Genomic DNA, 26,363 nt, shown 5'->3' on the forward strand with positions numbered 1-26,363 from the left:
ATAGTCAATGGATTAATTAATAAAAAATCTCAAATCTCAAGGCTCATCGCTCAAATCTCACAGCTTGATTCTCACCATCTCTAAAAACTCATCTTCTGAAATAACTTGAACACCCAATTTCTGGGCTTTTTGCAATTTTGATGGACCAGCGTCATTACCAGCTACCAGAAAATTCAATTTTCCCGAAACGCCGCTTAATACTTTTCCACCATTTGCTTCAATTTTTACCTTCAAATCATCACGTTCGAAATTTTGAAAAGTTCCCGAAATTACAAAAGTTTTTCCTTCTAAACTGTTCCCTTCCACAACAATTTCGGTAGTTTCATGGATAAATTGTAGCTTAGCCTCTTTCAAACGAGCAATATACCGTTGATTATCCTCGTCTTGGAAGAATGCCACAACGCTTTGTGCGATTCTGTCACCAATCTCAGGAACCTGCAAAAGCTCTTCGTAACTAGCCTTAGCAATGGCATCTATGTTATTAAAATACGAAGCTAATTTTTCCGCTACTGTTGCACCTACAAAGCGGATACCGATACCAAACAATACTTGTTTGAAAGGAATCACTTTTGATTTTTCAACCCCCGAAAGAATATTATTAATAGATTTTTCCTTGAAACCCTCTAAATTGGCTAAATCCTCTTTTGTTAAATCATACAAATCGGCTGGACTTTTGATGATGCCTTTCTGATAAAACAAATCGATAGATTCTGTTCCTAAGTTTTCAATATTCAAGGCCTTCCGTTGAATAAAATGCTCTATTTTACCTTTAATCTGAGGAGGACAACCTTTTTCATTCGGACAATAATGATTAGCTTCTCCATCTTTTCTGACCAAAGGCGTATCGCATTCTGGACAAGTAGTTGGGAATTGTACTTTCTCAAAATCTAAAGCTCTTTTACTAACATCAACACCCGTGATTTTAGGAATAATTTCTCCTCCTTTTTCCACAAAAAGGGTATCTCCAATGTGTAAATCCAGTCGCTCTATTTCATTGGCATTATGAATACTCGCACGTTTTACTACTGTCCCAGCCAATAATACAGGCTTTAAATTGGCAACAGGCGTAACATTCCCTGTTCTTCCTACTTGATAACTTACTGTTTCTAAAGTAGTGGTAGCCGATTCTGATTTGTATTTATAAGCAATAGCCCAACGCGGAGATTTAGCCGTGTAGCCTAATATTTCTCGTTGAGCAAAAGAGTTTATTTTAATAACAATACCATCAGTATTGAGGGGTAAATCAAAGCGTGCTTTATCCCAACGTTCAATAAAGGCAAATACTTCTTGAATATTACTGCATTTTTTCCATGTAGGTGAAACATTGAACCCTGCACTTTTCATCCAATGCAAACTTTCTTCATGACTTTTGAAAACCTCATCATACGCCAAAAATTGATAAAGATAGCAATCCATTTTTCTTTTGGCTACTACCGAAGAATCTTGCATTTTAAATGTGCCTGAGGCCGCATTTCTTGGGTTAGCCAACAATGCCTCGCCAATATCCTCTCGTTCTTTGTTCAACGATTCAAAAGATGATAAAGGCATAAAACCTTCGCCTCGTACCTCAAAAACAGCAGGCATATTTTCAGCCTTTACGCTAAGGGGTAAAGTACGAATGGTTTTGATATTTGAAGTAATATCGTCGCCTCTTACACCGTCTCCACGGGTAACACCTCTCACTAATTTGCCATTTTCATACCAAACAGAAAGCGCTACACCATCGAATTTCAACTCACAAATATATTCATAAGGCTCATTGTCGAGTCCTTTTCTTACTCTTTCATCAAAATCAAGTAGTTCTCCTTCATTATAGGTATTTCCCAATGAAAGCATCGGGAAACGGTGAGTTACTGCTTCAAATTCTTTAGAAATAGCGCCACCCACACGGTGCGTAGGAGAGTCGTTACGAACCAAATCAGGAAAGGCTTTTTCTAAAGACTGTAATTGTTCAAGAAGTTTATCAAATTCAAAATCAGATACTTCTGAATCAGCAGTGACGTAATATCGATAGTTCAGTTCATTCAACCTGTCTGTCAATTGGTTGATTTCTTCCTGTGGGTTCATTCAAATAAGCTTTTAAAAATTTACCGAATTTACCGCCAAAATATAAGTTATTTTAAATTTTCGAACTAAAATTATCTTTTTTGTTCATCAATGTTTACAAGGCTTTTTGCTTTTGTCTTTGTGTCTGAGTAGAATAAGTGGTAATTTTACCACGAAGATTTCAAGAAATTAATAAATTTACTCTTCTGATGACAAATACTTCTAAATCGTTCTCTATTGTTCAACTATTTATTCTTATTAGTATTCTTTCGGCTGCATTAGTTTTACGAGTAATAAATCTTGATAAACACGGAATATTTTTTGATGAAAAAGCATCGCTATTAGTCAGTCAGGGAATAGCGATAGAAGGAAGCACACAAAAAAACTGTTTTGCAACACCCGGAAAAACAACTTTTACACCCAAAGAATTTTGGGCAGAAAAATCAATACAAGATTACTTTGAAGCCAACAGACGAAGTGATATTGGCAATAGCCCTGCCTATTATGTCGTGTTGCATCAGTGGACAAAGTTGTTTGGATTGAGCGATTTCTCAATTCGCTTTCTTTCCGTAGTGTGGGGACTAGCCACCATATTATTATTAGCCTTTTTTGTAAAGGAGCATTTTAAGCAAACTACCTTAGCATTGATTTGTGCCGCTTTGATGGCAATAGAACCGTTTTTTATTGCTACTAGCCAACAAGCCCGAAACTACTCAATGAGTTTTTTCTTTACCTTATTGGCTACACACATTTTTTTGAAGATTATTCAACGGGAAGAAAAAGGAGCGAGCCCTGTTAAGTTATACTTGTTTTATGGTTTACTATCAGGCATTTGCTTATTGTCCCATTTCCTCACAGCTACTGTTTTTATAGCACATGGATTGTATGTCTTAATCTATGTTAGGAGACTAAAACCTTGGCTTTTCTTGCCCTTGAGTTTATTGATTGGCTTTGCCCTTTTTGGTTATTGGATTACCTACGGCGGAGGCGATTACACGTTTAGAACACTCGCCTATCAGGCAAAGGTATATTATCAGGAAGCCAGATTAGTCCCTAATCCACATGCAGGAACGATTGACCCTGCTACGCCCAAGAATGTATTTAAGAAAGCATTACCCATTTTTACAGATTTGTTCATTATCAGCAATGGTTTGACGAGTAAATTTGTGGGTTTCAAAAATATATTAATAGCCATTCTGATAGCTGGTTTTTCAATATTTTCAATCAGAAAATTCAATTTGAATGGAGACAAAAGATGGTTATGGTTTGTTATTATAGCAAACATCGTTTCGTTTTTTGTTTTTACCATTGCCAAGTTTCAATATTTAGAACTAATCAATTGTTTTATAATAGCATACCTGTTCTTTTATAATTTGAATAGTAAAACAGAAGAATATTCTAAGCAACTATTGGTGTTTTTAGCAATCTTGGGTTTTTTCCCAAGTATCTTTTTAGTGCTTGTTTCCTTTAAAAATGGACATACTTTTGGGTTAACCCAACGTTATTCTGGCTTCTCGTTTCCATATACCATTATATTTGTAGGCATAGCGCTTTCACAAGTAAAATGGCGTTTAAAGCCCTTGAATATTTTTATTGGTGTAGTACTGTTATCACATTTATTTTTTGTGGGTCAAACCATCAAAGATTTACTGAACGATGTATCTATTAAATATAATTATAGAGTAGTAGCAAGAGATAAAAATCCTTATTCTGTGATAGCAAAATCAATAGAAGAACGTTATCAAACAGGTGATACTATTTTGTATCCCTCTTTTATCGAAACTGTGTATGTGGCTGATACCATTGGAAAAGTAGAAGGACAGTCTAACGCAGATGCCCAATATGTGAATATGTATTTGCCAAAAGATGCGGAATACATCCAAAAAATTAATACTAAAGAACGGAATAAAATAATCTTAAAGAAAAAAGACGGACGTTTGATTGAGATTTTTGATTTAAAAGAAAAAACGTACCGCTATTAATGCATGAATAATATTTTAATTGCCCCTTCGTTGCTTGCAGCAGACTTTGCAAATCTCCAGAGAGATATTGAAATGGTAAATGCCTCTGAGGCTGACTGGTTTCACGTTGATGTAATGGACGGACATTTTGTGCCGAACATATCTTTTGGAATGCCTGTTATCGAAGCCATCAATCGCCATGCTACCAAGCCATTGGACGTACATTTGATGATTGAAAAACCAGAGCGTTATCTGGCTGAATTCAAACGATTAGGCGCTGCAAACATTACAGTTCATTATGAAGCTTGTACACATTTGCATCGAACTATTCAACAAATCAAAGACTTAGGGTGCTTGGCGGGTGTAGTGTTGAACCCTGCTACGCCAGTATCAGTATTAGAAGAAATCTTGCCAGATTGCGAGATGGTACTATTGATGTCGGTAAACCCTGGTTATGGTGGTCAAAAATTTATTGAAGCTACCTACGATAAAGTACGTAAACTTCGTAGAATGATTGAAGAAAAAGGCTTAAAAACTATCATTGAAATTGACGGAGGTGTAAACCAAGAAACGGGACAAAAATTGGTAGATGCAGGAGCCGATGCGCTAGTGGCAGGTAGTTATGTTTTTGGTGCTCAAGACCCACTTCAAACAATTGCTAATCTTAAAAAAATCAAATAATAGGTTGGTTTAAAGTGGAAATTTTAGAAAGAGTAATAATAAAAAACAATTTTCGTTTAAATTTATCAGTTAAAATCATAATCGCTTTATTAAACCATTGATAATGAGAATATTCTTTTTGTTATTATTCTTTCTCATTTCCTTTATTGCTACAGCCCAAAAAACCTTTTGGGCTAGTAAAGTAGTTGCTTTTTCTTCTGAGTATTCAGATGCAAAAACTACTAAAGAGAATCGTGCTATACAAGTTTTAGGAAAGCCCAGCAAATTGCCTCAAGTAGGGATTTCGGCCTGTGCTTGGCAACCGCTGACACAAAATAATACCCAAGAAGAGTTCCTGATTGTAAGTTTTGATACCCTTATGCCCATTCAGCAAGTGGCAATTGCTGAGAATTACGGACAAGGAAGTATTGTTCGGGTTGAAGCATTTGATGAATTTGATAACCTAAAAACTTTATGGATCAATAGAAGTGCACCAAGTAATGAAATTGGCAAAATGCTGAATTTGGTATTATCAAAACCTACTCCTTATAAAGTCAGAAGTATTAAAATAGTCCTGAATACTACCCGCACAAAAGGGTGGACTCAAATAGATGCAATTGGGATTTCGCAAGCAACTACTCCTATTAAGGCGGTTGTGAATGTGGCTAAAAACTTACCTGCTGCCGTTCTCAAAGAAAATCTGGGTAGTAATATAAATTCAGCTTATCGCGAAATTGCCCCTGTGATTTCGCCAGATGGTAAAACGCTATATTATACCCGATGGGAACATCCCGAAAACTTAGGGAAAGATAAAAACCAAGATATTTGGTATTCAGAATTACAGAACGATAGAAAATGGAGCATGGCTCGCCCGATGGCTGCGCCAATTAATAATACTGAACACAATGCTATTTGCGCCATTTCGCCTGATGGCAAAACCATTCTATTGAATAATGTTTACTTGAAGGATGGTTCGATGTTGAAAGGCGTATCAATGTCTACTAAAAATGACAGAGGTTGGGATTTCCCGAAAGCCTTGGCTATCAAAAATTTTAATAATAAATCTGATTACGCAGAATATAGCTTTTCACCCAATGGTAGGGTCTTGATTCTGACAGGGCAATTCAAAGAAACCAACGGAGGGAAAGACATCTATTTGTCGTTTCAACAACCAGATGGTACTTGGTCTGAGCCCGTTAATGCAGGAAAAGTAATTAATACGGCCGAAGATGAAGGCACACCTTTTATTGCTGCTGATGGCAAAACGCTATATTATTCAACAAGGGGTTTGAGTGGCTATGGAAGCAGTGATATTTTTGTAACACGCCGTTTGGATGACACTTGGCTGAAATGGTCGGAGCCAGAAAATTTAGGTGCGGGCATTAATACGCCCGAATGGGATGGCTATTTTTCAGTTTCAGCCTTAGGAGATTATGCCTATTATAGTTCTCAAGAAAATTCTATTGGCGATGAAGATATTTTTAAATTTAAAGTGCCTGAGTCGATTAAGCCCGAAACTGTTATTCAATTAACGGGCGGTGTGTTTAATTTTGCAGATAAAAAACTCATCGATGCCAAAATAAAGGTTCAGTCGTTGACAGATGCTGATACTGTTTGTGTAACGTTTGACCCACAAACGGGTGATTATAAATTGATGTTGCCAGCCAAAAAAACTTATTCTATTTCTGCCTCCAAAAAAGGCTTTATGCCGTTTTCTGAAATACTAGATTTTTCGAAGGAGAATAACTTTAAAGAAATAAAAAAGAATATTTTCTTATTACCAATTGAGGCTGGACAAAGAATGACATTGAATAGTGTATTTTTTGAACAGAGTAAATTTGACATTTTGCCTAACTCATATCCTGAACTTGATAGAATAGTAGTAGTAATGAAAGAGAACCCGACGATGGAAATCATGCTGGAAGGCCATACCGACAACCAAGGGGATTGGAATGCCAACCTAACGTTATCCAAACAAAGGGTAGAAGAAGTAAAAAAATACTTGGCAGACAAGGGCGTAGATATGAAACGTATCCAGACACAAGGATATGGGTCTACTCGTCCTGTGGCAAGTAATAACTCTGAAGAAAAAAGGAAATTTAATAGAAGAGTAGAGTTTATGATTGTTAAAAACTAAGCAATCTCTACACGTTTGAATAAAATCTCTTTTCATTAGTAATCGCTAATGAAAAGAGATTTTATACTTTCCAATGGTTTTACAAAGCCTTTTTTGCTCAGAAGTGTTTTATATTGCTAGACTATTTTAACAAATTGAAATTGTTTTTGTTTTTTGGAAGAGAATAAATAAGGTTTTCATGAGAGGTAAAGGTTTGACCATATTTTTGTTTTTATATTCTTTTTCATTTAGTATTAATGCCCAACAAGTGTTCTGGGCTAGTAAAGTATTGGCGTTTTCATCAGAGAATACTATCCCTTTTCAGCCTTCTGCCAATAAGGCGATTCAAGTATTAGGTAAACCCAATGTTTTGCCTCAGTTTGTGTCAAGTGGCTTAGCTTGGCAACCTGCTAAAAAACCACAGGTTGGTCAAGAATATATCAAAGTAGGTTTTGATACATTGATGGCTGTTCAACAGATATGTATTGCAAGAAGTTTTGGAGATGCCCCCATTTTGAAAATAATGGCCTTTGATTCTTTGATGAAAGAACACTTATTGTATGTATATAACGGTACGGCAGTAGCCCATGAAAAAGGTCAGATTTTGAATATTCTTTTGCCTGAGAAAACTTCATTTAAAGTACATGCCATCAGTGTTTTTGTAGAGAGTAAAGACATTAACGACCAACCACAATTAGATGCCATTGGCATTTCTGAGTCTGATAATCCCATTCAGGTAAAAATTAACATTGCTGAAGATGCTCCTAAGGAGATAGTAAGGTCCAACCTTGGAAAAGGAGTAAATTCAAGACATCAGGAATTTGCTCCAGTGATTTCAAGTGATGGCAAAACGCTGTATTTTACCCGAAACTATGTCAGCCTTTTGGGAAAACCCAAAGACCAAGATGTATATTTTAGTAATATTGATAAAAATGACAAATGGACGAAAGCCCAGAATATAGGCTTACCCATCAATACAAAAGACAAAAATGCTATTTTGGCTATTTCGACTGATGGCACAGAAATTTTGTTGATGAATAAATACCATGAAAATGGGAAGCTTTCTTCAGGAATATCTCGTTCGTTGAAAACGGCTGAAGGGTGGGCTTTCCCAGAAGAAGTAAAAATAGATAATTTCTACAACCAAAGTCCCAATGCCGAATTTACAGTATCTTCCGACGGAAGAATAATGGTGATGTCTATTCAACGAAAGAATACAGTTGGGAAAAGAGATTTGTATGTTTCGTTCAAGAAAGCCAATGAGACATGGACAGAGCCCAAGAGCTTAGGGAAAACCATCAATAGCATCGAACATGAAATGACGCCCTTTATTGCGGCAGATACCAAGACCTTGTATTTTTCTACACGTGGATTACCGGGATATGGCGATAACGATATTTTTAAAAGTAAGCGATTGGATGATACTTGGACGAACTGGACAGAACCAGAAAATCTGGGTGCAGGCGTGAACACTCCTTACTGGGACGGGTATTTCACCTTACCTGCATCAGGTGAATATGCTTATGTATGTTCCTTTAATGGGAGTAACAAGGAAGATATTTTTAAATTGACCCTCCCCAAAACAGTACAGCCAGACCCCGTAGCGCTATTTACAGGCAGGGTGCTGACAAGTACCGACAAACAGCCTGTAACAGCAAAAATTATGATGATTCCGAGGAATAAGTTGCTGAAAAAAGAAGAGAAAGTATATGAACCAGCCAATGGAAATTTCAAATTTGTGTTGCCTTTGAACGAAATAATAGATTTTATACCCAATGCGAGTGGTTATTTAGCCATTAATGAAACAATAGATTTGACAAAGGCAAATTCTTACCAAGAAATCAAAAAAGACTTGTACTTATTGCCTTTGGAAGTGGGAAACAAAGGAGTATTAAATAGCCTGACGTTTGAACAAGGTGAGGCTAAATTATTACCTATGGCGATGAAAGAATTAGATAAAATTGTTCAGGCAATGATAGAAATACCGACCCTAGAAGTACTATTTGAAGGGCATACCGACAATCAGGGAGACTTTCAATTGAACCTTCAGTTATCAGAAAGCAGAGTGGCAGAAGTAAAGAAATACATTACTAGCAAAGGTATTTCGGCCAACAGAATTACTACGAAAGGATGGGGGCAAACGCGCCCAATAGCTAGCAATGCTACAGAAGAACGGCGTCGTTTAAATAGGAGAGTAGAATTTACGATAACCAAGAAATAATGTATTTCTTTGGGTATGCTTAAAAAACCAACTATTTTTGTGTAAACTTAGTCTGACTTTTTTAGATTAAAGTTTATACAGCTAAATACTCAAAAGGTTCTAATGACAACTATCATCAATAATAGCGTTGAATTATTACAAGACTTCAAGAAAATGCAGGGGAGTCTTCGGCTTAAAATTTTAAAAATGTATTTCAATGCGAATGCTGGTCATATTGGTTGTTCGCTTTCTTGTATAGACTTAATGATTGCGTCATTATTGTCTCATAAAGAAGAAAATGAAACATTTATTCTTTCAAAAGGCCACGCAGCGGCTGCTCTTTATGCCTGTTTGCATGAAATCGGTGATATTTCAGACGAGAAGCTTGAGAGTTATTATAAAAACGGTACTGATCTCCCAGCACATCCAGCCCCTAATAAAGTAAAAGGAATCCCTTTTGCTACAGGCTCTTTAGGGCATGGCTTTCCCATAGCTACAGGAATAGCACAAGCGAATAAAATATTAGAAAACAATGACTTTACCTATGTGTTGATGTCGGATGGTGAAACCAATGAAGGCACAACTTGGGAAGCAGGACATTATGCTGTGGCCAATCAGTTGGATAATCTAATAGTAATGATTGACAAAAATGGGCTACAAGGGTTTGGCAATGCCAATGCGATTTTAGGCGTTTCGGCTGATGCTGAAAAGTGGAAATCGATAGGTTTTGATGTCATAGATTGCGACGGGCATGATGTTGAATTACTTTATCAACAGATTGAATATTTAAAGAATCGAAAAAATGGGCTTCCCAAAGTGATAATAGCCAATACTGTGAAAGGAAAGGGCGTATCGTATATGGAAAACAAATTAGAGTGGCATTATTTACCCATGAATGTAGAACAATACGAAAGGGCGCAAGTGGATATTCAAACAAAGTATTTTGATTAACATCATATTACCAAATAATATACATACAAACTTACCATTTCAAAGAAGCTTCTTGGAAATTGAAAATTATTAATAATGACCTACTCAGTAAAAGAAAAAATTTTAGCCCTCAAAGGACCAATTTTTGTTTATGGTGCAAGTGGATTTATTGGAGCTAATCTCTTCAACGAAATTTTTAAACTTAGAAACGATTGTTATGCCTTAACGCATGGTGCACAAAAAGCTTGGCGTTTGAAATTATTGAATGTGCCAGCAGCAAATATTGTTCATTGTGATATTGTTTCTAATTATTCCATTCAAGAAGTATTTAATATCTATAAACCTAAAACAATATTCAATTTAGCTGCTTACGGGGCTTACTCTAAACAAAATAACGTAGGACTTACCTATGAAACCAATGTAATCGGTACGGTTAATTTATTGGAGAATTTAACTCCCGACATGGTGTATGTTCATGCGGGGAGTAGCTCGGAATATGGTTTTAATTGTACTGCACCCAAAGAAAGTGACGCTTTAGAACCCAACAGCCATTATTCTGTATCAAAAATTTCTGCGGCGTATGCTATTCAGTTTTATGCAAATGTTTTTCAGAAAAATGCTATCAATTTAAGGCTATACTCTATTTACGGAGATTGGGAAGAGCCCGATAGACTCGTGCCAAAATTGATTGAACAAATCAGGTTTGGGAAACTCCCTAATTTTGTTTCACCAGAAATTTCTAGAGACTTTGTTTATATCACCGACTGTTTGGAGGCTTTTCTAGACGGAGCATTGAAAATGTCTGATGCTATCAGAGGCAAATCATACAATATAGCTAGTAGTATAAAAACAACCATTGGAGATTTAGTGGAAATCTCAAGAAAAGAGTTTGACATCCTTGAAGAGCCATCATGGGGAAGCATGGAAAAACGCCAGTGGGATTTAGCAGAGTGGTATGGCGACCCTACGGAAGCTGAAAAAGATTTAGGCTGGACTGCCAAAACGCCTTTAAATGTAGGCTTGCGTAAATACTTTGAATGGCAAGAGATGGTCAGGTATGAAGAGAAAGTATTACCAGCCTTTCAAAACCCATATTTGAATCCTGTCATTACGGCGATTATTGCTTGTTATAGAGATGCTCAAGCTATTCCGTTTATGTATGAGCGATTGGTGAAAACCTTTAATGATATGAAGGTTCGTTATGAAATAATCTTTGTAAACGACTGTTCGCCTGATAATACAGAAGAAGTATTGGAGGGCATCTGTAATAAAGACCCTAATGTAATCGGTATTACCCATTCAAGAAACTTTGGGTCACAAGCAGCATTTTTGTCGGGCATGGAAATATCAACGGGTGATGCTGTAGTGCTGATGGATGGCGATTTGCAAGACCCACCTGAGGTAATTCCAAGCTTTTATGAAAAATGGATTAAAGGGTATGAAGTAACCTATGGAGTAAGGGTACAGCGTGAAATGCCAGATTGGTTACATTTCTTTTATAAGACCTTCTACAGAATCTTCAAAAATATGTCTTACATCAACATTCCAAATGATGCTGGCGATTTTTCAATGATTGACCGTAAAGTGGTAAAAGAATTAGTCAACTTGCCTGAAACCGAACAATTCCTGAGAGGTTTGAGGGCATGGGTAGGCTTTAAACAAATAGGTGTTGACTATATACGTCCCGAAAGAATGTTTGGTGTATCCACCAACAATTGGCGTAAGAATATCTGGTGGGCCAAAAAAGCGATTTTCTCTTTTAGCTTTGTGCCATTAGAAATCATGTCTTACGGAGGTGTAATCATGACGTTACTATCCATCTTAGGAATTATTTGGCAGATATTAGCCAAGTATGTATTCTTTCCAGATACCCCTTCAGGTATTTCTACCGTTATTGTGTTAGTGATGTTTTTCGGAGGAATCAACCTGCTTGGTATAAGCTTTTTAGGGGAATATATTGCGAAGATTTTTGAAGAGACCAAAAAGAGACCAAAATTCATCAGAACGCGTGTGCGTAAAGGCGTAAAAAGGTATAATACCTCAGAAGAAATAAAGAGACTAGTAGAAGAACAAAGAAAATAATTAAGCGATTGAACAAATTGCTTTATCAATAATGAGAAGAGAATTTTCAGATGCCATAGAAAAGATAGCTCTCGAAGACGAGAAAGTGGTGTTTATTACAGGTGATTTAGGGTATAATGCTTTAGAAAACCTACAAAAAAAGATGGGCAAACGTTTTATCAATGCTGGAGTAGCCGAACAAAATATGGTTGGTCTGGCAGCGGGAATGGCTTACAAAGGCTTCAAAGTTTTTTGTTATTCAATCGCCCCTTTTGTGGTATACCGTTGTTGGGAGCAATTTAGGAATGACGTTTGTTTGCATAATTTACCTGTATTTTTAGTAGGCAATGGCGGAGGCTACGGCTACGGAATTATGGGAAGTAGCCACCATGCGATTGAGGATTTGGCAGGACTAAGTAGCTTGCAAAATGTAAAATGTTGGATTCCTGCATTTTCTGATGAAGTAGAACCTTTTGTGAATCAGATTATTTCCGAAGGTCGCCCTGCTTATTTACGTTTAGGTGCTGGGAAACAGACGCCTTCACTCGAGAAAGACTTTGATTCAATAAAATTATTGGCAAAGCCAAACAATGCCAAGGCAAGTATTATTGCATTAGGACCAGTTGTAGGGAATGTCATCAAGGTGTTAGAGAACGAAGAATTTAAAGATAAATTCAACTTATTTACTGCCTATCAATTGCCTTTGAAAGTAGAATCGGAAGCTTTTGCAATTATTCAACAAGCTAAAAATGTACTTGTAGTAGAAGAACACGTAAGTATCGGTGGATTAGCACAACAGCTTTCTATTCAGTTGTTAGAAAACGGGATTTCGTTAAATAAATTTATTAGCCTACGGGCACAAGGATACCCCGATGGTTTATATGGAGACCAAGGTTTTCATCAGGCGCAATCTGGACTAGACGAAAAAAATATTGCTGAAAAGCTGAGATTGCTCTTAGCTTAATTGCATGATGCTTGCATGTGAGTCGTCACTCACAAGTCAGAACTCTTACTTAATATGTCAGAAATAAAAAAAGAAACATATTTTTCTCAACTCGATGGTATTCGTTTTTTGGCAGTTATGTTGGTGTTGATTGACCATTGGATGGCAGAAAGAAATCCCCTTCCATTAGGGCATCTTGGTGTAACAATGTTTTTTGTATTAAGTGGGTTTTTAATTACCAGAATTTTAATACAAAGTAAATTAAAAGATGACCGAACAGGGCGAAGCCATTGGTTTTCGGTAAAACAATTTATTGTTAGACGAAGCATCAGAATTTTCCCTATTTACTTTCTCTCAATTTTTGCTTTATATTATTTTAATATTCCCCCTGTTCGTGAAACCCTGATTTGGTGCTTAACCTACAGCACGAATTTATACATTGCTATTAATCAACATTGGATGGGTACGATAGACCACCTGTGGTCGTTGGCTGTGGAAGAGCAGTATTATTTAGTATTCCCTTATCTGATACTTTTTCTACCTACCCGCCACTACCTGAAATTATTGGGTGCAATGATTGTCATTTCTATTGCTACACGGCTGTGGCTGTACTTCAACGGAACGCCTTGGTTAGTGCAATATGTACTGATGCCTACTGCTCTTGATTGTTTTGGTTTAGGGGGATTGATGGCATACTATTTTACCTTCAAAAAGAATGAGGTGTTTGATAAATTAGCCAATACTAAATTTATCGTATTTAGCTTTACTGCTTATGCTATCTGTGTAAGCTTAATTATCATGCAACAAAAGGAAACAGGCGAAGTAGAGAATTTTGGAAAGCTAGTAGTCGAACGTTTTTTAGGGGCAACTTTCTGTTTTTTCCTAATTGCCAAAGCCATTGCTGAATACAAAGGCCTTTTGAAATGGTTTTTTGAGCAACCTATCATTCAATATTTGGGACGCATAAGTTATGGTATTTATTTGTATCACAACTTTGTTTACAATTTTTATCATACCCCTCAGACAAGTATTGTGTTGAGAGGGCTTCATAAAATCCAAAGAATGTTTCCATTGTTTACCCTCAATATAGGTTTTGAATTTCTATATTTTTTAGGGATAACAGTCTTTATTGCAACACTGTCTTGGTTCATTATCGAGAAGCCCATTAACCATTTAAAGAAATATTTTACCTATTAAGCACAAAATATTAAGTTGTTAACGATAAAGTATTATGCTAAAATCGGTTTTGTACCGATGTTTCGATATTTTTGTAGTTTGAACGCTAGCCCTAATTTTCAATCCTATGCTTTTTTTGCTATTATAAATCAATTTATTAAATCTATTTTTACCGAAATACTGAATGAGTATCAAATTAGCCATCGTCATGCCTGCCTACAATGAACAAGATTGTATGGCTGAAGTAGTTAAAATCTGGTCGGATTTTTTAGATAGTGAATTCACTTTAGAAGAAACTAGGCTTATCGTGGTAAATGACGGTTCAAAAGATAATACTGGTGCAATTTTAGATGGATTGCAACCACTATATCCTAAACTTATTGTTGTTCATCAAAAAAATGGAGGGCATGGTAATGCCGTAGTGCATGCCTATCAAAAAGCAGTTGAACTGAATGCCGAATATGTATTTCAAACTGATTCGGATGATCAATTCATTCCACAAGATTTGAAATTACTTTGGGAAAAACGCAATCAGTCTGATTTTATTTTAGGGCATAGAGAAGTAAGACACGACGACCCTTTCAGATTATTTATTACCCGTATCTTGAGATATAGTATGTTTTTTGTGTATGGTACTTTTATCATGGACTCTAACATTCCTTTTAGATTAATCAAAGGTGATTTTCTTAAAAAATTGTTGTCTCAATTGCCTAATCCTGTACCTTTTGCTCCAAATATTTTTCTGGCAATTATGGCAAAAAAGGCTGGGCAAGAGTTGTTCAATATTCCGATAGTCCATAAAGAGAGAGCTACAGGGGAAGTATCTATCCGAAAAATGAAGTTATTAAAAGTATGTTGGCAATCATTCAATGAATTATTGAATTTCAGAATTACTTTAAATAATAATATCAAAAATTTGAAATAGAACCAACAGAAGAATTATGAAACAATACGATTTTGTGATAGTTGGTGCTGGATTGTTTGGTGCGGTGTTTGCTCATGAAGCTAACAAAAGAGGTAAGAAATGTCTTGTAATAGATAAAAGGCCACATTTAGGAGGTAATATATATTGTGAAGAAGTAGAAGGTATTAATGTTCATAAATATGGAGCCCATATTTTCCATACCAACGACAAAGCTATTTGGGACTATGTAAACTCATTTGTTGAATTTAACAGGTACACCAATTCCCCATTGGCCAATTTTGAAGGTGAATTATTTAATTTACCCTTCAATATGAATACTTTTTATCAATTATGGAAAGTAAAAACCCCTGAGGAAGCACAGAATAAAATCAATGAACAGGTAAAAGCTTCGGGCATTACTGACCCACAAAATCTTGAAGAACAAGCAATCTCTTTGGTAGGAACCGATATTTATCATAAATTGATTAAAGGTTATACCGAAAAACAATGGGGCAGAAAGGCAACTGAATTGCCTGCTTTTATCATTAAAAGATTGCCACTTAGATTTACCTTTGATAATAATTATTTCAACGATAAATATCAGGGTATCCCGATTGGTGGGTATAACAAACTTACAGAGGGGTTATTGAAAGATATTGAAGTAAGAACTTCAACAGATTATTTCGCAGACCGTGAGGCTTTTAAGGCAATTGCTGATAAAATTGTTTTTACAGGGCATATCGACGAGTATTATGATTATTGTTTTGGTAAGTTAGAATATCGCAGCCTGCGTTTTGATAATGAGGTAATTAATCAAGAAAATTATCAGGGTAATGCCGTTGTAAATTATACCGAAGCCCATATCCCTTATACAAGGATTATAGAACACAAGCATTTTGAGTTTGGGAAACAGCCCAAAACAGTTATTACTAAAGAATATCCATGTGAATGGACTTCGGGCATGGAGGCTTATTATCCAATTAATGATGATAAGAATACAGAGATGTTCAAACGTTATCGTACATTAGCCTCTGAGGAAAAAGATGTAATTTTTGGTGGTCGCTTGGCTGAATATAAATATTATGATATGCACCAAGTGGTGGCGTCTGCATTAGTGAGAGTAAAAACAGTTTTTGGATAAATCTTTTTATCCATTAAAATGACAACATTATGAAAAATAAGGTAATACTTTTCCTTGCAATAGCCATTTTAGGAATTGGTAGCTATCTTTTTTTTCAAAAGAAAAATCCTTATTTAAGTACCCTAAAACGTTTTGTTCCTGATAATACATTGCTATTATTGGAAACCAATGAACTTTCGGGCTATCCTGAGTCAATCGTTTTTGCTGAAATACCTTTGCTTTCTAGGGTTGAAAACCAGTTTAGCTTATTGAAGAAAATGGGACTTTCAACAGAAGAAGTAAAAGACTTGTTGAAAGGTAAAATGCTATATTTTGCCTTATTACCAGAAGTAAAAGCAGACTTGAATTATATTACTTATCTGCCTCTTACCCAAAATGATGCTGTTTTAGTCAATAAAATCTCTAAGCTTCAAGAAAATATTTCTGGCAGTAGAATCATTTATCATACCACCCGTGGCTACAGAATAGCAGAAGTAATAGATTCTACCACAAAATCAGTCCTGTCGTTTATCATCCAAAATGATATTTTGATTTTTAGTTCGTCAAGTATCTTGATTGAAGAATCTATCTTGCCTAGCGAAAATACTTGGATTAAAGAAATATCAAATGTGCTAAGCATTAATAATGAGGTAGCAACCACGGCTACACATTTGAATAAGAATGCGATAAGTAAATTTATCAATAAAATATCTATCCATAAAGATAAAGGTGCATCACAGTTTACGCAGTTATTCTCTGATTATTTCTCTGGTTTTGAATCTGATAAATCTAGGATTAGTGCAATAGGTATCAATCCCAATGATATTTTTTTTGAAGGACAAACTCCTAAGAAGATAGAGACCTTGAGCATGATTCCCAATACTTCATCATTTTTGTTGCATATCCCGATAGACAATCAAACAAATTTTGAAGAAAACCTCAAAAAATATTTTAGCGACCACAAAGAATTAAATACTTTAAGGAATACCGTTAAGGCTGCATTCAAGGTTAATTATAGTGATATTTATCAAAATTTAGAAACTGAAATTGTGTTTACTGGTTTTGATGAAGGCGATGAAAAATTCAACGGAAAAGCATTAATCCTAAGAAATAATAAGCTGCTAGACATCTTAAAAAACACCTCTATTGAAGTATCCAAAGAGAAAAATGCCAATGTAGTCAGTGTTGAATACGGTGGTTATTCCATAAAATCTTTGGGAATCAGAGAATTCCCAAGCATGCTTTTTGGGGAATATTTTGCCGGTTTTGAGGAATGCTACTTTACTGAATACAAAAGCAATGTCATCCTGACTAATAGTTTGTCGGCCATGCAAAGCTATTTACTTACTTTGAGCAAAGGCGATGTTTGGAGTAATTCATCCAAGAATCAAGCCCTGATTAAAAAGTGTAAACCTGCCAACTTGACGCTTATTACAGAAACTAATAAAGCATTGCTAGGCTTTAATAAATCATTGGTAAATGCATGGGCTAGTAAATTTGCTGAGAATGAAAGTGTTTTAAATCGTATTCAAGTATGTATTTTTGAAGTCAATCAGCAAAAAACTTCGCTCAGTTTTTTCAAAAATTTATCTTTATCACAGCCATCCAAGAAATATTCCAATAAATGGTTGAAACTATCAAGCATTAAGATAGATTCAGCAGCAAAACCATTTTATATTATCAATCCTTCCACTAAAAAACAAGAGGTTTTCGTACAGGATGATGATAATCAAATTCATTATATTAAAGGAGGAAAGCCAGTTTGGTCGTATCAGTTGGCTGGTAAATTAGTAGGAGAAATAAAAAACGTAAAAATATTGCCAGCTGCTCAACAGCAATTATTGTTGGCTTGCCCTACAAAAATCTATATACTTACTAAAAACGAAGGAGGTTTTGAGGTACACCCTATTACCAATAATACTGGTACGAGAATAAGCGATTTTATTCTTTTTGATAAAGAAACGGATAGAAAGTTTAATACAACACTTTTTACTGCCAATGCGGCGTCCTTTAAAATAGATAAATCTTCGCTGAGCTTAAAACTTCATTATAAGCCTGCAAGCGGATTACAATATATTTTACCCATCTCTACGGTTATCCTAAGAGGCATTGAATATGCTATTTTATTAGATAAAAAAGGCAAACTTACCTTGCAAGATGCAGATGGCAATGTACCTAATGGTTTTCCGCTTGCCCTAAACCGTACGTTCAATGGGCCAGCGATATTAGAAGGTTCTGGAGAGAAGATTTCAGTAAAGGCTTTGAGCGAAAATGGAGAATTATTTAGCGTGAGTTTGTCTGGAAAAATTATGGAGAAAAAACAGTTGTTAAGACCGAGCATTGAGATTAAATTCTTTTTATGTGCCGACCAACGCAATGCCGATTGGGTCATTATGAAAACGGATGGCAAAGATGTGGTAGTGCTTGATAAAACAGAAAGCGAAATATTTACCATTAAAGAAGAAACTTACGGTGTAAAACGGTTGAAATATTATAATCTGGGCATAGGAGGAAAGTACTTTGCTTTGACTAACAGCTATACAAATTATCGTTTTTTTGATGAAAATGGGAGTTACGTAGGAGGGATGCCGCTGGTTTCTACGTCCTACCCAGTACTTACTTATTCAGAATCGTATCAAAAATTAATCATTGATATCACAACGCCTACTGCTTTTGAAAATTGGTCGGTGAAACTTCGTTAATATGCTTTTTAATTCTATTCATTTTTTAATTTTCTTTATCATCGTTACGCTTGGCTACTGGTCTTTGGGTTGGAATGGGCGTTGGAGATTACTGCTTTTTGCAAGTTGTTATTTCTACATGGTTTTTCAGCCTATCTATATTTTAATCCTGTTTTTTACCATCATTATCGATTATCTCGCGGGTATTTATATAGAACAATCAAAAGGACATAGCAGGAAACTCCTCCTTATTATCAGTTTGATTTCCAACATTGGCATCTTGGCCATTTTCAAATATTACAACTTTTTTAATACCAATATTACCCATCTCTTACATTTTATTCATGTCAGAAACCCTGCGCCTTATCTGAAAATTCTGTTACCTATTGGGCTATCTTTCCATACTTTTCAGGCAATGAGCTATACGATAGAGGTGTATAGAGGTAATCAAAAGGCTGAAAGACATTTTGGGATTTATGCCCTATATGTGATGTTTTATCCACAGTTGGTAGCTGGCCCCATCGAAAGACCCCAGAATGTGATTCATCAATTTTATGAAAAGCATCAGTATAATTGGGAGAAAGTAAAAAGTGGGCTCATGATGATGGCTTGGGGATTGTTTAAAAAAGTAGTAATTGCCGACCGACTCGCAATGGTAGTAGATGCTGCGTATGGCAATCCTGCTGAAAAAAATGGACTATCGCTTTTGGTCGCCACTTTCTTTTATACCTTTCAGATTTATTGCGATTTCTCGGGCTATTCAGAAATTGCCTTGGGTTCTGCCAGAGTAATGGGCTTTGAATTGATGGAGAACTTTAAAAGTCCCTATTTTTCAAAATCTATTTCAGAATTTTGGCGTAGATGGCATATTTCTCTTTCTACTTGGTTTCGTGACTACCTCTATATCCCTTTAGGTGGGAATCGTGTAGCCGAATGGCGAAAATATTTCAATCAGTTTGTGGTTTTTATGGTGAGTGGTTTGTGGCACGGTGCTCAGTGGACGTTTGTTATTTGGGGTTCTCTACATGGACTATACTTGGTGATAGCTGCTTTTAGAAATAAATATTTCCCTAAATTAACTTTGCCCCAAAATACGTTAGGGAAAGGCATTAACTTGATTACAACCTTTATATTAGTGATGTTGGCATGGGTTTTCTTTAGAGCAAAAAATACGAAGGATGCCTTGTTGATTCTGAAAAAAATAGTCTTTTCTTCTCCAAACGATTTATTAGAAACGCCTCTGAATGGTGTTGAAATGCTATTTTCTTTGGGGTTAATTATATTATTATTATGGAAAGAATTGAGGTGTTTTTATATCAATACACAAAGTAATATCAAGTTTTACAGTTTGGTGTCGGTCATAATGATATTGGTGTATTACTTTGGGGTCTTCAATACCAACAATTTTATCTATTTTCAATTTTGATATGGCTTTCGGTCGTCGGCTATCAGATGTCAGCTTTTATGAGTCCGATAACTGAACTCTGAAGCCCGAAATCCAAAAGCTGAAATCCGACGACTGACAGCCGAAAGCTTCATTCCTATGTTAAAAAGTATTTTAAAATATACAGTACTCATTTTGGCCATATTTCTATGGCTACAAGCTTACTTTCCAGCCATTTACATGAGTACCAAACTGTTTCCCGACGATTATCGGTTTGGTGATTTGTACCGACTTTCGTATCTGCCTGAGTTTAAACAAAAAGCAGAAAATTGTCATGAAAATTCAAAACCTTTAAATAGCGATACCTCTAATGTACATTTATACATCATTGGAGATAGCTTTTCAGAGGAAGCAAGAGTCAATAAAACAGATTTTAACGCTGGGAAATACACTTATATCCACTGGGCAAAAGATGCCTATATTCAACTAGATAGCACTAAAAGGAATATATTGATTTTGGAATCAGTAGAAAGGTCAGCGAAAGAACATCTTTCAAAAGATGTAGATAATTTCCGTTGTGAAAAACCTGTAGGAAAAGTGGAAGAACCACACTTAAGTTTCCGTCAAAAAGTAATAAGAGGATGGGATAAAGTATCCCCTGTAATATTCCCTCCTGGTACAGAAGAACGCCTTGAGCATACCTTATTCAATTATGATATATTTCTCTGGTTCAGAGAATTGAAAGCTAAAATGACGTTGGTTTTCTTTGATAGAATAGAGCCTAAAGTAATATTATCGCAAGATAAACAGCATTTATTTTATATGGAGGAGGCCGATAGTACACATGGGCGTTCTGCATTTTTTCCAGTAACCGATGCTCAGATTGATACCTTCGTTACTCATGCTAATAACAGTAAAGAAAAATATTTAAAGGCGGGTTTTGATGAAGTGTATCTATCCATTATTCCCAACAAAGTAAGTGTACAATCTCCCGATTTAGGAAAATATAATCATTTAATAGAGCGTATTCAAAGCAATCCAGCTTTGAGTGTTCCAGTTATCGATACGTATGGAATATTCAGAAAATCCCCTGAAAAGTATTACCTGAAAAGTGATACCCATTGGAATTGCACGGGCAGAAATGTTTGGTTAGGCATTATCAATAAACAGATTATAGGAGAAGGCAAAAAATAAAGAGCCAGCTTGCGCTGACCCTCATCTAGCGGGATAATTAAAAGTGGTATTGCTCAATTACAACAAAGTAATAAAGCTTTTGATAACAGCACCTAAACGAACGGCATCAAATATACGCTGTTCTGTAGCACCGTGAGATTTTACGGATGCTTCGTGCGAAGTAACACACATTTCACAACCATTGATTGCTGAAATTACTAAGCTCAATAATTCAAAGAATTCTTTACCAAGCACAGGGTTCATCATGATTGACATTCTGACACCTGCGGGAATATTATTGTACGTTTCTTTATCCATAAAATGGCGGAAACGATACAATACATTGTTAGCATTCATTAAAGATACGCAAGCAGCAACCTCTAAAAGTTCTTTTTCTTCTGCTCCTTTGCTTTTTGCAAGCTCCTCCAAAGCAGTAATCAAAGTACCTGATTTCTCGTTGATAGCTACTGATAGTGCCAACAAAACAGCTTCTTTCTCTTTCAAAGTTTGTGCTTTCAAAGCGTTAGAAACATTGATTTTAAGGTCTTTGATATAACGGTGGTCGGCTGTGTTTAAGCGATCAAGGAAAAGGCTTTCAAATGTTGAAGGAAGGTTTACTTCTGCCAACAGATTATTTTTAGTTTCACTAACTGTTCCGAACATGATTTTAATTTGAAGAGGTGAAAATTAAGAGGCTTTATGTATTTAAAGCCTCTTAATTAGGAAATTAAACTGATAAAGTTTCTTCGCCTTGTTTCCAGTTACAAGGACAAAGTTCGTCTGTCTGAAGTGCATCTAAAACTCTTAATACTTCGTCAACGTTACGGCCAACAGATAAATCGTTAGCACATACCCAACGGATAATTCCTTGTGGGTCAACGATATAAGTAACACGGTAAGCGATTTTTTCGTTAGCTTCTAAAATACCTAATTCTTCAGCTAAAGATTTAGAAGTATCAGCTAACATTGGGAATTTTAATCCACGAAGATCATCATGATTGTTTCTCCAAGCTAAGTGAACGAATTCTGAATCTGTAGAAGCACCGATTAAGATAGCATCACGATCGGAGAAATCGTCATATTTTGCATTGAAAGCAGCAATTTCAGTAGGACAAACAAAAGTGAAATCTTTTGGCCACCAGAACATTACTAACCACTTGTCAGCATTCTTGTGATCTTCTGAAGTAATATCGTAAAATTCTTTTCCTTTTTCAAGAGAAACTACTGCTGTTTTTTGGAATTTTGGGAATGTTGAGCCTAATGATAACATGATTTTTTTGTTTTCTGTTTAATTAAAATATTGAAATTGTACAATTTTTAGTTCTTTTAGAAAGAAATTAAGTATTACTGCATTTAAAAAGTAATATTTCTTTTTCTTTTACAAAGTTGCTCACTAATCTCTTTGTAAACAAATTGATAATATTGATATTTACATAGATATTCCTTATAACTTCTTTTAATAACATGACTATTACACAATTAGAATATGTAATTGCCGTTGAAAATCATAGAAATTTTGTGCAAGCTGCGGATAGTTGTTTTGTAACTCAACCAACTTTGAGTATGCAAATTCAGAAACTGGAAGATGAATTGGGTGTGAAAATTTTTGATAGGAGCCGTCAACCAGTAGTAACTACCCAAATTGGATTAGAAATTATTCAACAAGCACGTATTACTATTGCTGAATTTTATAAAATCAAAGATGCTGTCAATTCTGGGAAACACGATGTAACTGGTGAAGTCCGTTTAGGGGTTATTCCTACCATTGCACCCTATTTGTTACCGCTTTTTCTAGCTAATTTTCTTGAAAAATATCCGAATGTTGAACTAAAGATTAAAGAACTTACTACGGATAGAATTGTGCATGGCTTAAAGAATGATGATTTTGATTTGGGGTTAATTGCGACGCCTCTCCAACAGCCCAATATTGTAGAATATCCTATCTTTTATGAAGAGTTGGTTTTATATGTATCAAAAGAAAATGCGATTTATCAGAAAAAATATGCACTTTCAGAAGATATTAACCCCAAGGAATTATGGCTTTTGGAAGAAGGACACTGTTTGCGTTCGCAGATTGAGAATTTATGTGAATTAAAGCGTAAATCTATCGGCAGAAATCAATTTGAATATCAGGCTGGTAGCTTAGAAACCCTCCGCAAGATGGTAGAAAGAAACCAAGGTATTACTATCTTACCCGAATTGGCAACCATGGATTTTGATGATGAAAGATTAAAATTAATACGTCATTTTAAATCACCCGCACCTGTCAGAGAAGTAAGTTTGGTAGCTCACAAAAATTTTGCAAAATTAGGCATCCTAAAAGCCTTAAAAGAATGTATCTTAGCAGCCCTCCCCAAAGAATTGACTGTGGAAAAGAAAAGGAATATAGTGGAGGTAGCTTAGATAGAGAGAAATTAGATTTTAGACACTAGATTTAAGACCAAAAAAAGTTTATATTAAATCCCAAACTAGCTTCTTGTATCTAATGTCTAGATTCTTAAATCTAGCGTCTAAAATCTAATGTCTTACTACTTAATAATCAACAAACAACAATGAAATTCATTATCACTTTATGCTTCTGTACCCTAAGCTTTTTAGGATTTTCGCAGTTATTCCAACCTAAAAAAGCATATACTCGACAAGACTCACTTAGAGGAAGCATTACCCCCGAAAGAGCTTGGTGGAATCTTCAATACTATCATCTTAGTGTAAAAGTTCAACCCAATGATAGTACGATCTCTGGGAATAATTTGATTACTTATAAGGTATTAAAGCCCGCGCAGGTAATACAAATTGATTTACAAAATCCAATGCAAATCACGAAGGTGATTCAGGATGGACAGTCATTGCATTACAAAAGAGAAGGAAATGCTTTCTTTGTGGAATTACAAAAAAAGCAGGTGACAGGTAAAACAGAATCTATCACAGTGTTTTATGAAGGTAAGCCTAGAGTAGCTCGTCGTCCACCTTGGGATGGAGGTTTTTCTTGGAAGAAAGATGCAGAGGGAAAATGGTTCATTACTACCTCGTGTCAAGGCTTAGGTGCAAGCGTTTGGTGGCCATGCAAAGACCACATGTATGATGAAGCCGACAGTATGCTGATTTCTATCACAGTACCTAAAGGATTAGAGGATATTTCAAACGGAAGATTATTGAAAGTTGTGGATAATCCTGACGAAACACGTACTTTCGATTGGTTCGTTTCAAATCCAATCAACAATTATGGCGTAAATATCAACATCGGAAATTACGTACATTTCTCGGAAAAATATAAAGGACTAAAAGGCGATTTAGACTGCAATTATTATGTGCTACCGGCAGACTTAGAAAAAGCCAAAGTTCAATTCAAACAAGTGCCTATGATGCTCAAGGCCTTTGAACATTGGTTTGGGCCTTATCCATTTTATGAAGATGGTTATAAATTAGTACAAGTATCCTATTTAGGCATGGAACACCAAAGTTCTGTTACCTATGGTAATCATTTCGCGAATGGCTATTTAGGGAGAGATTTATCGGGAACAGGCTGGGGGCTGAAATGGGATTTTATCATTATTCATGAGTCTGGACATGAATGGTTTGCTAACAATATTACGGATAAAGACATTGCTGATATGTGGATTCATGAAAGCTTTACTAATTATTCAGAAAACCTTTTTACAGAATATTATTACGGCAAAGAAGCTGGAGCGGCTTATGTGAAGGGATGTAGGAAACTAATTGGCAACAAAGAGACAATTATTGGTGACTATGAAGTAAATCAGGGAGGTTCTGGAGATATGTATTACAAAGGAGGAAACATGTTACATACTATCAGACAGGTTATTGATAATGATGAAAAATGGAGGCAAATTTTGATAGGTCTGAACAAAGATTTTTATCACCAAACTGTAGATACCAAGCAAATAGAGACCTACATTTCCAAAAAATCAGGGATTAATTTAAGTAAAGTTTTTGATCAATACCTTAGAAATACCGAAATCCCGACTTTGGAATATAAAGTAGAGAATGGAGCAGTATCCTACCGCTGGACTACCTGCATTGATGGCTTTAATATGCCCGTCAAGATAGAAAATGCCACAGGTAAGTATCAATTTATTCAGCCAACTACAACGTGGAAAAGCATAAAAGGAATTAAAGACATAAAAATTGATGATAACTTTTATGTGAATTTGAAGAAGGTATAAGCTATTATTTCCCCATCTTTCCTATTAGTAGGTGACTTAAGTCACCTACTAATAGGAATAATTCACGTTAAAAGGTCTTATTATTTCTAATAAACATCTTTTTCAAAGAATTTGTAAATCTTTTGTCGGTCGGATATTTTCTATTAGGGGTAATATTATTAAAAATAATAGCCACTAGAAAGAGAATAAGACAGCCTGAAAGCACAGGCGATAAAACATAAAAATAGCCTAAACTTTTAATCTTATCAGACCCAATCACAGCTAATAATGCCGTTGCTCCGCCCGGAGGATGAAGCGTTTTGGTGATTTGCATCATCACGATAGCACTAGAAACAGCCAAAGGAGCTGTTAGCCAAAGAATATTAGGAAGCAGTTGATAAATAGTTACTCCGATAATAGCTGAAATCAAATGTCCACCAATCAGATTGCGTGGTTGTGCGAGGGGACTCTGAATAGCACCAAAAATCAACACACTTGATGCACCGAATGAACCTATCAGAAAAATATTGTCATCTGAGGTAAGTTGGAAGGTTTGTAAAAATGAGATGAGTCCAATACCAATAAAAGCACCAATAAATGACCAGAAATTTTCTTTGTAATCGACTAACGTTTCTTTGTAGATAATGTACCTTGAAATTCTTAAATTTCGTTTTAATTTTTGTCTAACCATTCGTCCATTCTTAATTCTTAGCCTAAGATAGCTTGATAGTTGTGAATTGTTTTGTGAGTTTTGTTTCTTATTTGTAAATCAAAATTAGTATATAAAAATGATTTTACTATGAGTTTAATAAGTATTTATACTTATTAAACTCTAAATACTAGAC

19 protein-coding genes are annotated in these 26,363 nt (G+C 35.6%); 15 read left to right on the top strand and 4 right to left on the bottom strand.

Annotated features, from left to right (window positions below; translation table 11 throughout):
• Window positions 1-57: 57 nt before the first annotated feature.
• Window positions 58-2,067 carry an NAD-dependent DNA ligase LigA gene (gene ligA, locus AC07XN_RS04790; RefSeq protein ID WP_494742211.1) on the bottom strand — a complete coding sequence of 670 codons (2,010 nt, stop codon included), beginning with the start codon at window positions 2,065-2,067 and terminating at the stop codon, window positions 58-60.
• 188 nt (window positions 2,068-2,255) lie between these two features.
• On the opposite strand from ligA, the gene AC07XN_RS04795 reads away from it, so the two are divergent.
• From AC07XN_RS04795 to AC07XN_RS04855, 13 genes are all read left to right on the top strand, one after another.
• Window positions 2,256-4,028 carry a glycosyltransferase family 39 protein gene (locus AC07XN_RS04795; RefSeq protein ID WP_494742212.1) on the top strand — a complete coding sequence of 591 codons (1,773 nt, stop codon included), beginning with the start codon at window positions 2,256-2,258 and terminating at the stop codon, window positions 4,026-4,028.
• Between the two features lie 3 nt (window positions 4,029-4,031).
• On the top strand, window positions 4,032-4,688 hold the full coding sequence (gene rpe, locus AC07XN_RS04800) for a ribulose-phosphate 3-epimerase (RefSeq protein WP_309922834.1): 657 nt from the start codon (window positions 4,032-4,034) through the stop codon (window positions 4,686-4,688).
• A 103-nt stretch (window positions 4,689-4,791) separates the two neighbouring features.
• Complete coding sequence (locus AC07XN_RS04805; RefSeq protein WP_494742213.1) at window positions 4,792-6,804, top strand: OmpA family protein; 2,013 nt, start codon at window positions 4,792-4,794, stop codon at window positions 6,802-6,804.
• Window positions 6,805-6,982: 178 nt separating this feature from the next.
• Window positions 6,983-9,004, top strand: a complete 2,022-nt coding sequence (locus AC07XN_RS04810; RefSeq protein WP_494742214.1) for an OmpA family protein — start codon at window positions 6,983-6,985, stop codon at window positions 9,002-9,004.
• Between the two features lie 102 nt (window positions 9,005-9,106).
• Window positions 9,107-9,934 carry a transketolase gene (locus AC07XN_RS04815; RefSeq protein WP_494742215.1) on the top strand — a complete coding sequence of 276 codons (828 nt, stop codon included), beginning with the start codon at window positions 9,107-9,109 and terminating at the stop codon, window positions 9,932-9,934.
• 75 nt (window positions 9,935-10,009) lie between these two features.
• A complete protein-coding gene (locus AC07XN_RS04820; RefSeq protein WP_309922827.1) occupies window positions 10,010-11,995 on the top strand; it encodes an NAD-dependent epimerase/dehydratase family protein in 1,986 nt (661 codons plus the stop codon).
• Window positions 11,996-12,026: 31 nt separating this feature from the next.
• The gene (locus AC07XN_RS04825) at window positions 12,027-12,938 is read left to right on the top strand and encodes a transketolase family protein (protein ID WP_494742216.1); all 912 of its coding nucleotides are present in this window, start codon (window positions 12,027-12,029) and stop codon (window positions 12,936-12,938) included.
• A gap of 54 nt (window positions 12,939-12,992) precedes the next feature.
• Window positions 12,993-14,114, top strand: a complete 1,122-nt coding sequence (locus AC07XN_RS04830) for an acyltransferase family protein (protein WP_494742217.1) — start codon at window positions 12,993-12,995, stop codon at window positions 14,112-14,114.
• Window positions 14,115-14,277: 163 nt separating this feature from the next.
• On the top strand, window positions 14,278-15,018 hold the full coding sequence (locus AC07XN_RS04835; protein WP_309922821.1) for a glycosyltransferase family 2 protein: 741 nt from the start codon (window positions 14,278-14,280) through the stop codon (window positions 15,016-15,018).
• Between the two features lie 16 nt (window positions 15,019-15,034).
• Complete coding sequence (gene glf, locus AC07XN_RS04840) at window positions 15,035-16,138, top strand: UDP-galactopyranose mutase (protein WP_494742218.1); 1,104 nt, start codon at window positions 15,035-15,037, stop codon at window positions 16,136-16,138.
• Between the two features lie 29 nt (window positions 16,139-16,167).
• Window positions 16,168-18,819, top strand: coding sequence for a hypothetical protein (locus AC07XN_RS04845; protein ID WP_494742219.1), 2,652 nt, complete (start codon window positions 16,168-16,170; stop codon window positions 18,817-18,819).
• 1 nt (window position 18,820) lies between these two features.
• Window positions 18,821-20,224: an MBOAT family O-acyltransferase gene (locus AC07XN_RS04850; RefSeq protein WP_494742220.1), complete on the top strand. Its 1,404-nt coding sequence runs from the start codon at window positions 18,821-18,823 to the stop codon at window positions 20,222-20,224.
• Between the two features lie 117 nt (window positions 20,225-20,341).
• The gene (locus AC07XN_RS04855) at window positions 20,342-21,376 is read left to right on the top strand and encodes a hypothetical protein (protein ID WP_494742221.1); all 1,035 of its coding nucleotides are present in this window, start codon (window positions 20,342-20,344) and stop codon (window positions 21,374-21,376) included.
• A gap of 57 nt (window positions 21,377-21,433) precedes the next feature.
• On the opposite strand, the gene AC07XN_RS04860 is transcribed toward AC07XN_RS04855, so the two are convergent.
• Window positions 21,434-22,018, bottom strand: a complete 585-nt coding sequence (locus AC07XN_RS04860) for a carboxymuconolactone decarboxylase family protein (protein ID WP_309922810.1) — start codon at window positions 22,016-22,018, stop codon at window positions 21,434-21,436.
• Between the two features lie 64 nt (window positions 22,019-22,082).
• The gene (locus AC07XN_RS04865) at window positions 22,083-22,625 is read right to left on the bottom strand and encodes a peroxiredoxin (RefSeq protein WP_309922808.1); all 543 of its coding nucleotides are present in this window, start codon (window positions 22,623-22,625) and stop codon (window positions 22,083-22,085) included.
• 194 nt (window positions 22,626-22,819) lie between these two features.
• On the opposite strand from AC07XN_RS04865, the gene AC07XN_RS04870 reads away from it, so the two are divergent.
• On the top strand, window positions 22,820-23,758 hold the full coding sequence (locus AC07XN_RS04870) for a hydrogen peroxide-inducible genes activator (RefSeq protein WP_309922806.1): 939 nt from the start codon (window positions 22,820-22,822) through the stop codon (window positions 23,756-23,758).
• A gap of 149 nt (window positions 23,759-23,907) precedes the next feature.
• Entirely contained in the window at window positions 23,908-25,539 is a 1,632-nt protein-coding gene (locus tag AC07XN_RS04875; protein ID WP_494742222.1) for a M1 family metallopeptidase, read from the top strand.
• Window positions 25,540-25,606: 67 nt separating this feature from the next.
• Here the strand turns inward: AC07XN_RS04875 and AC07XN_RS04880 are convergent, their stop codons facing one another.
• Entirely contained in the window at window positions 25,607-26,209 is a 603-nt protein-coding gene (locus tag AC07XN_RS04880; protein WP_494742223.1) for an HPP family protein, read from the bottom strand.
• Window positions 26,210-26,363: the final 154 nt, after the last annotated feature.

The organism is Arcicella sp. GW458-12-2-14-TSB2 (assembly GCF_059423785.1).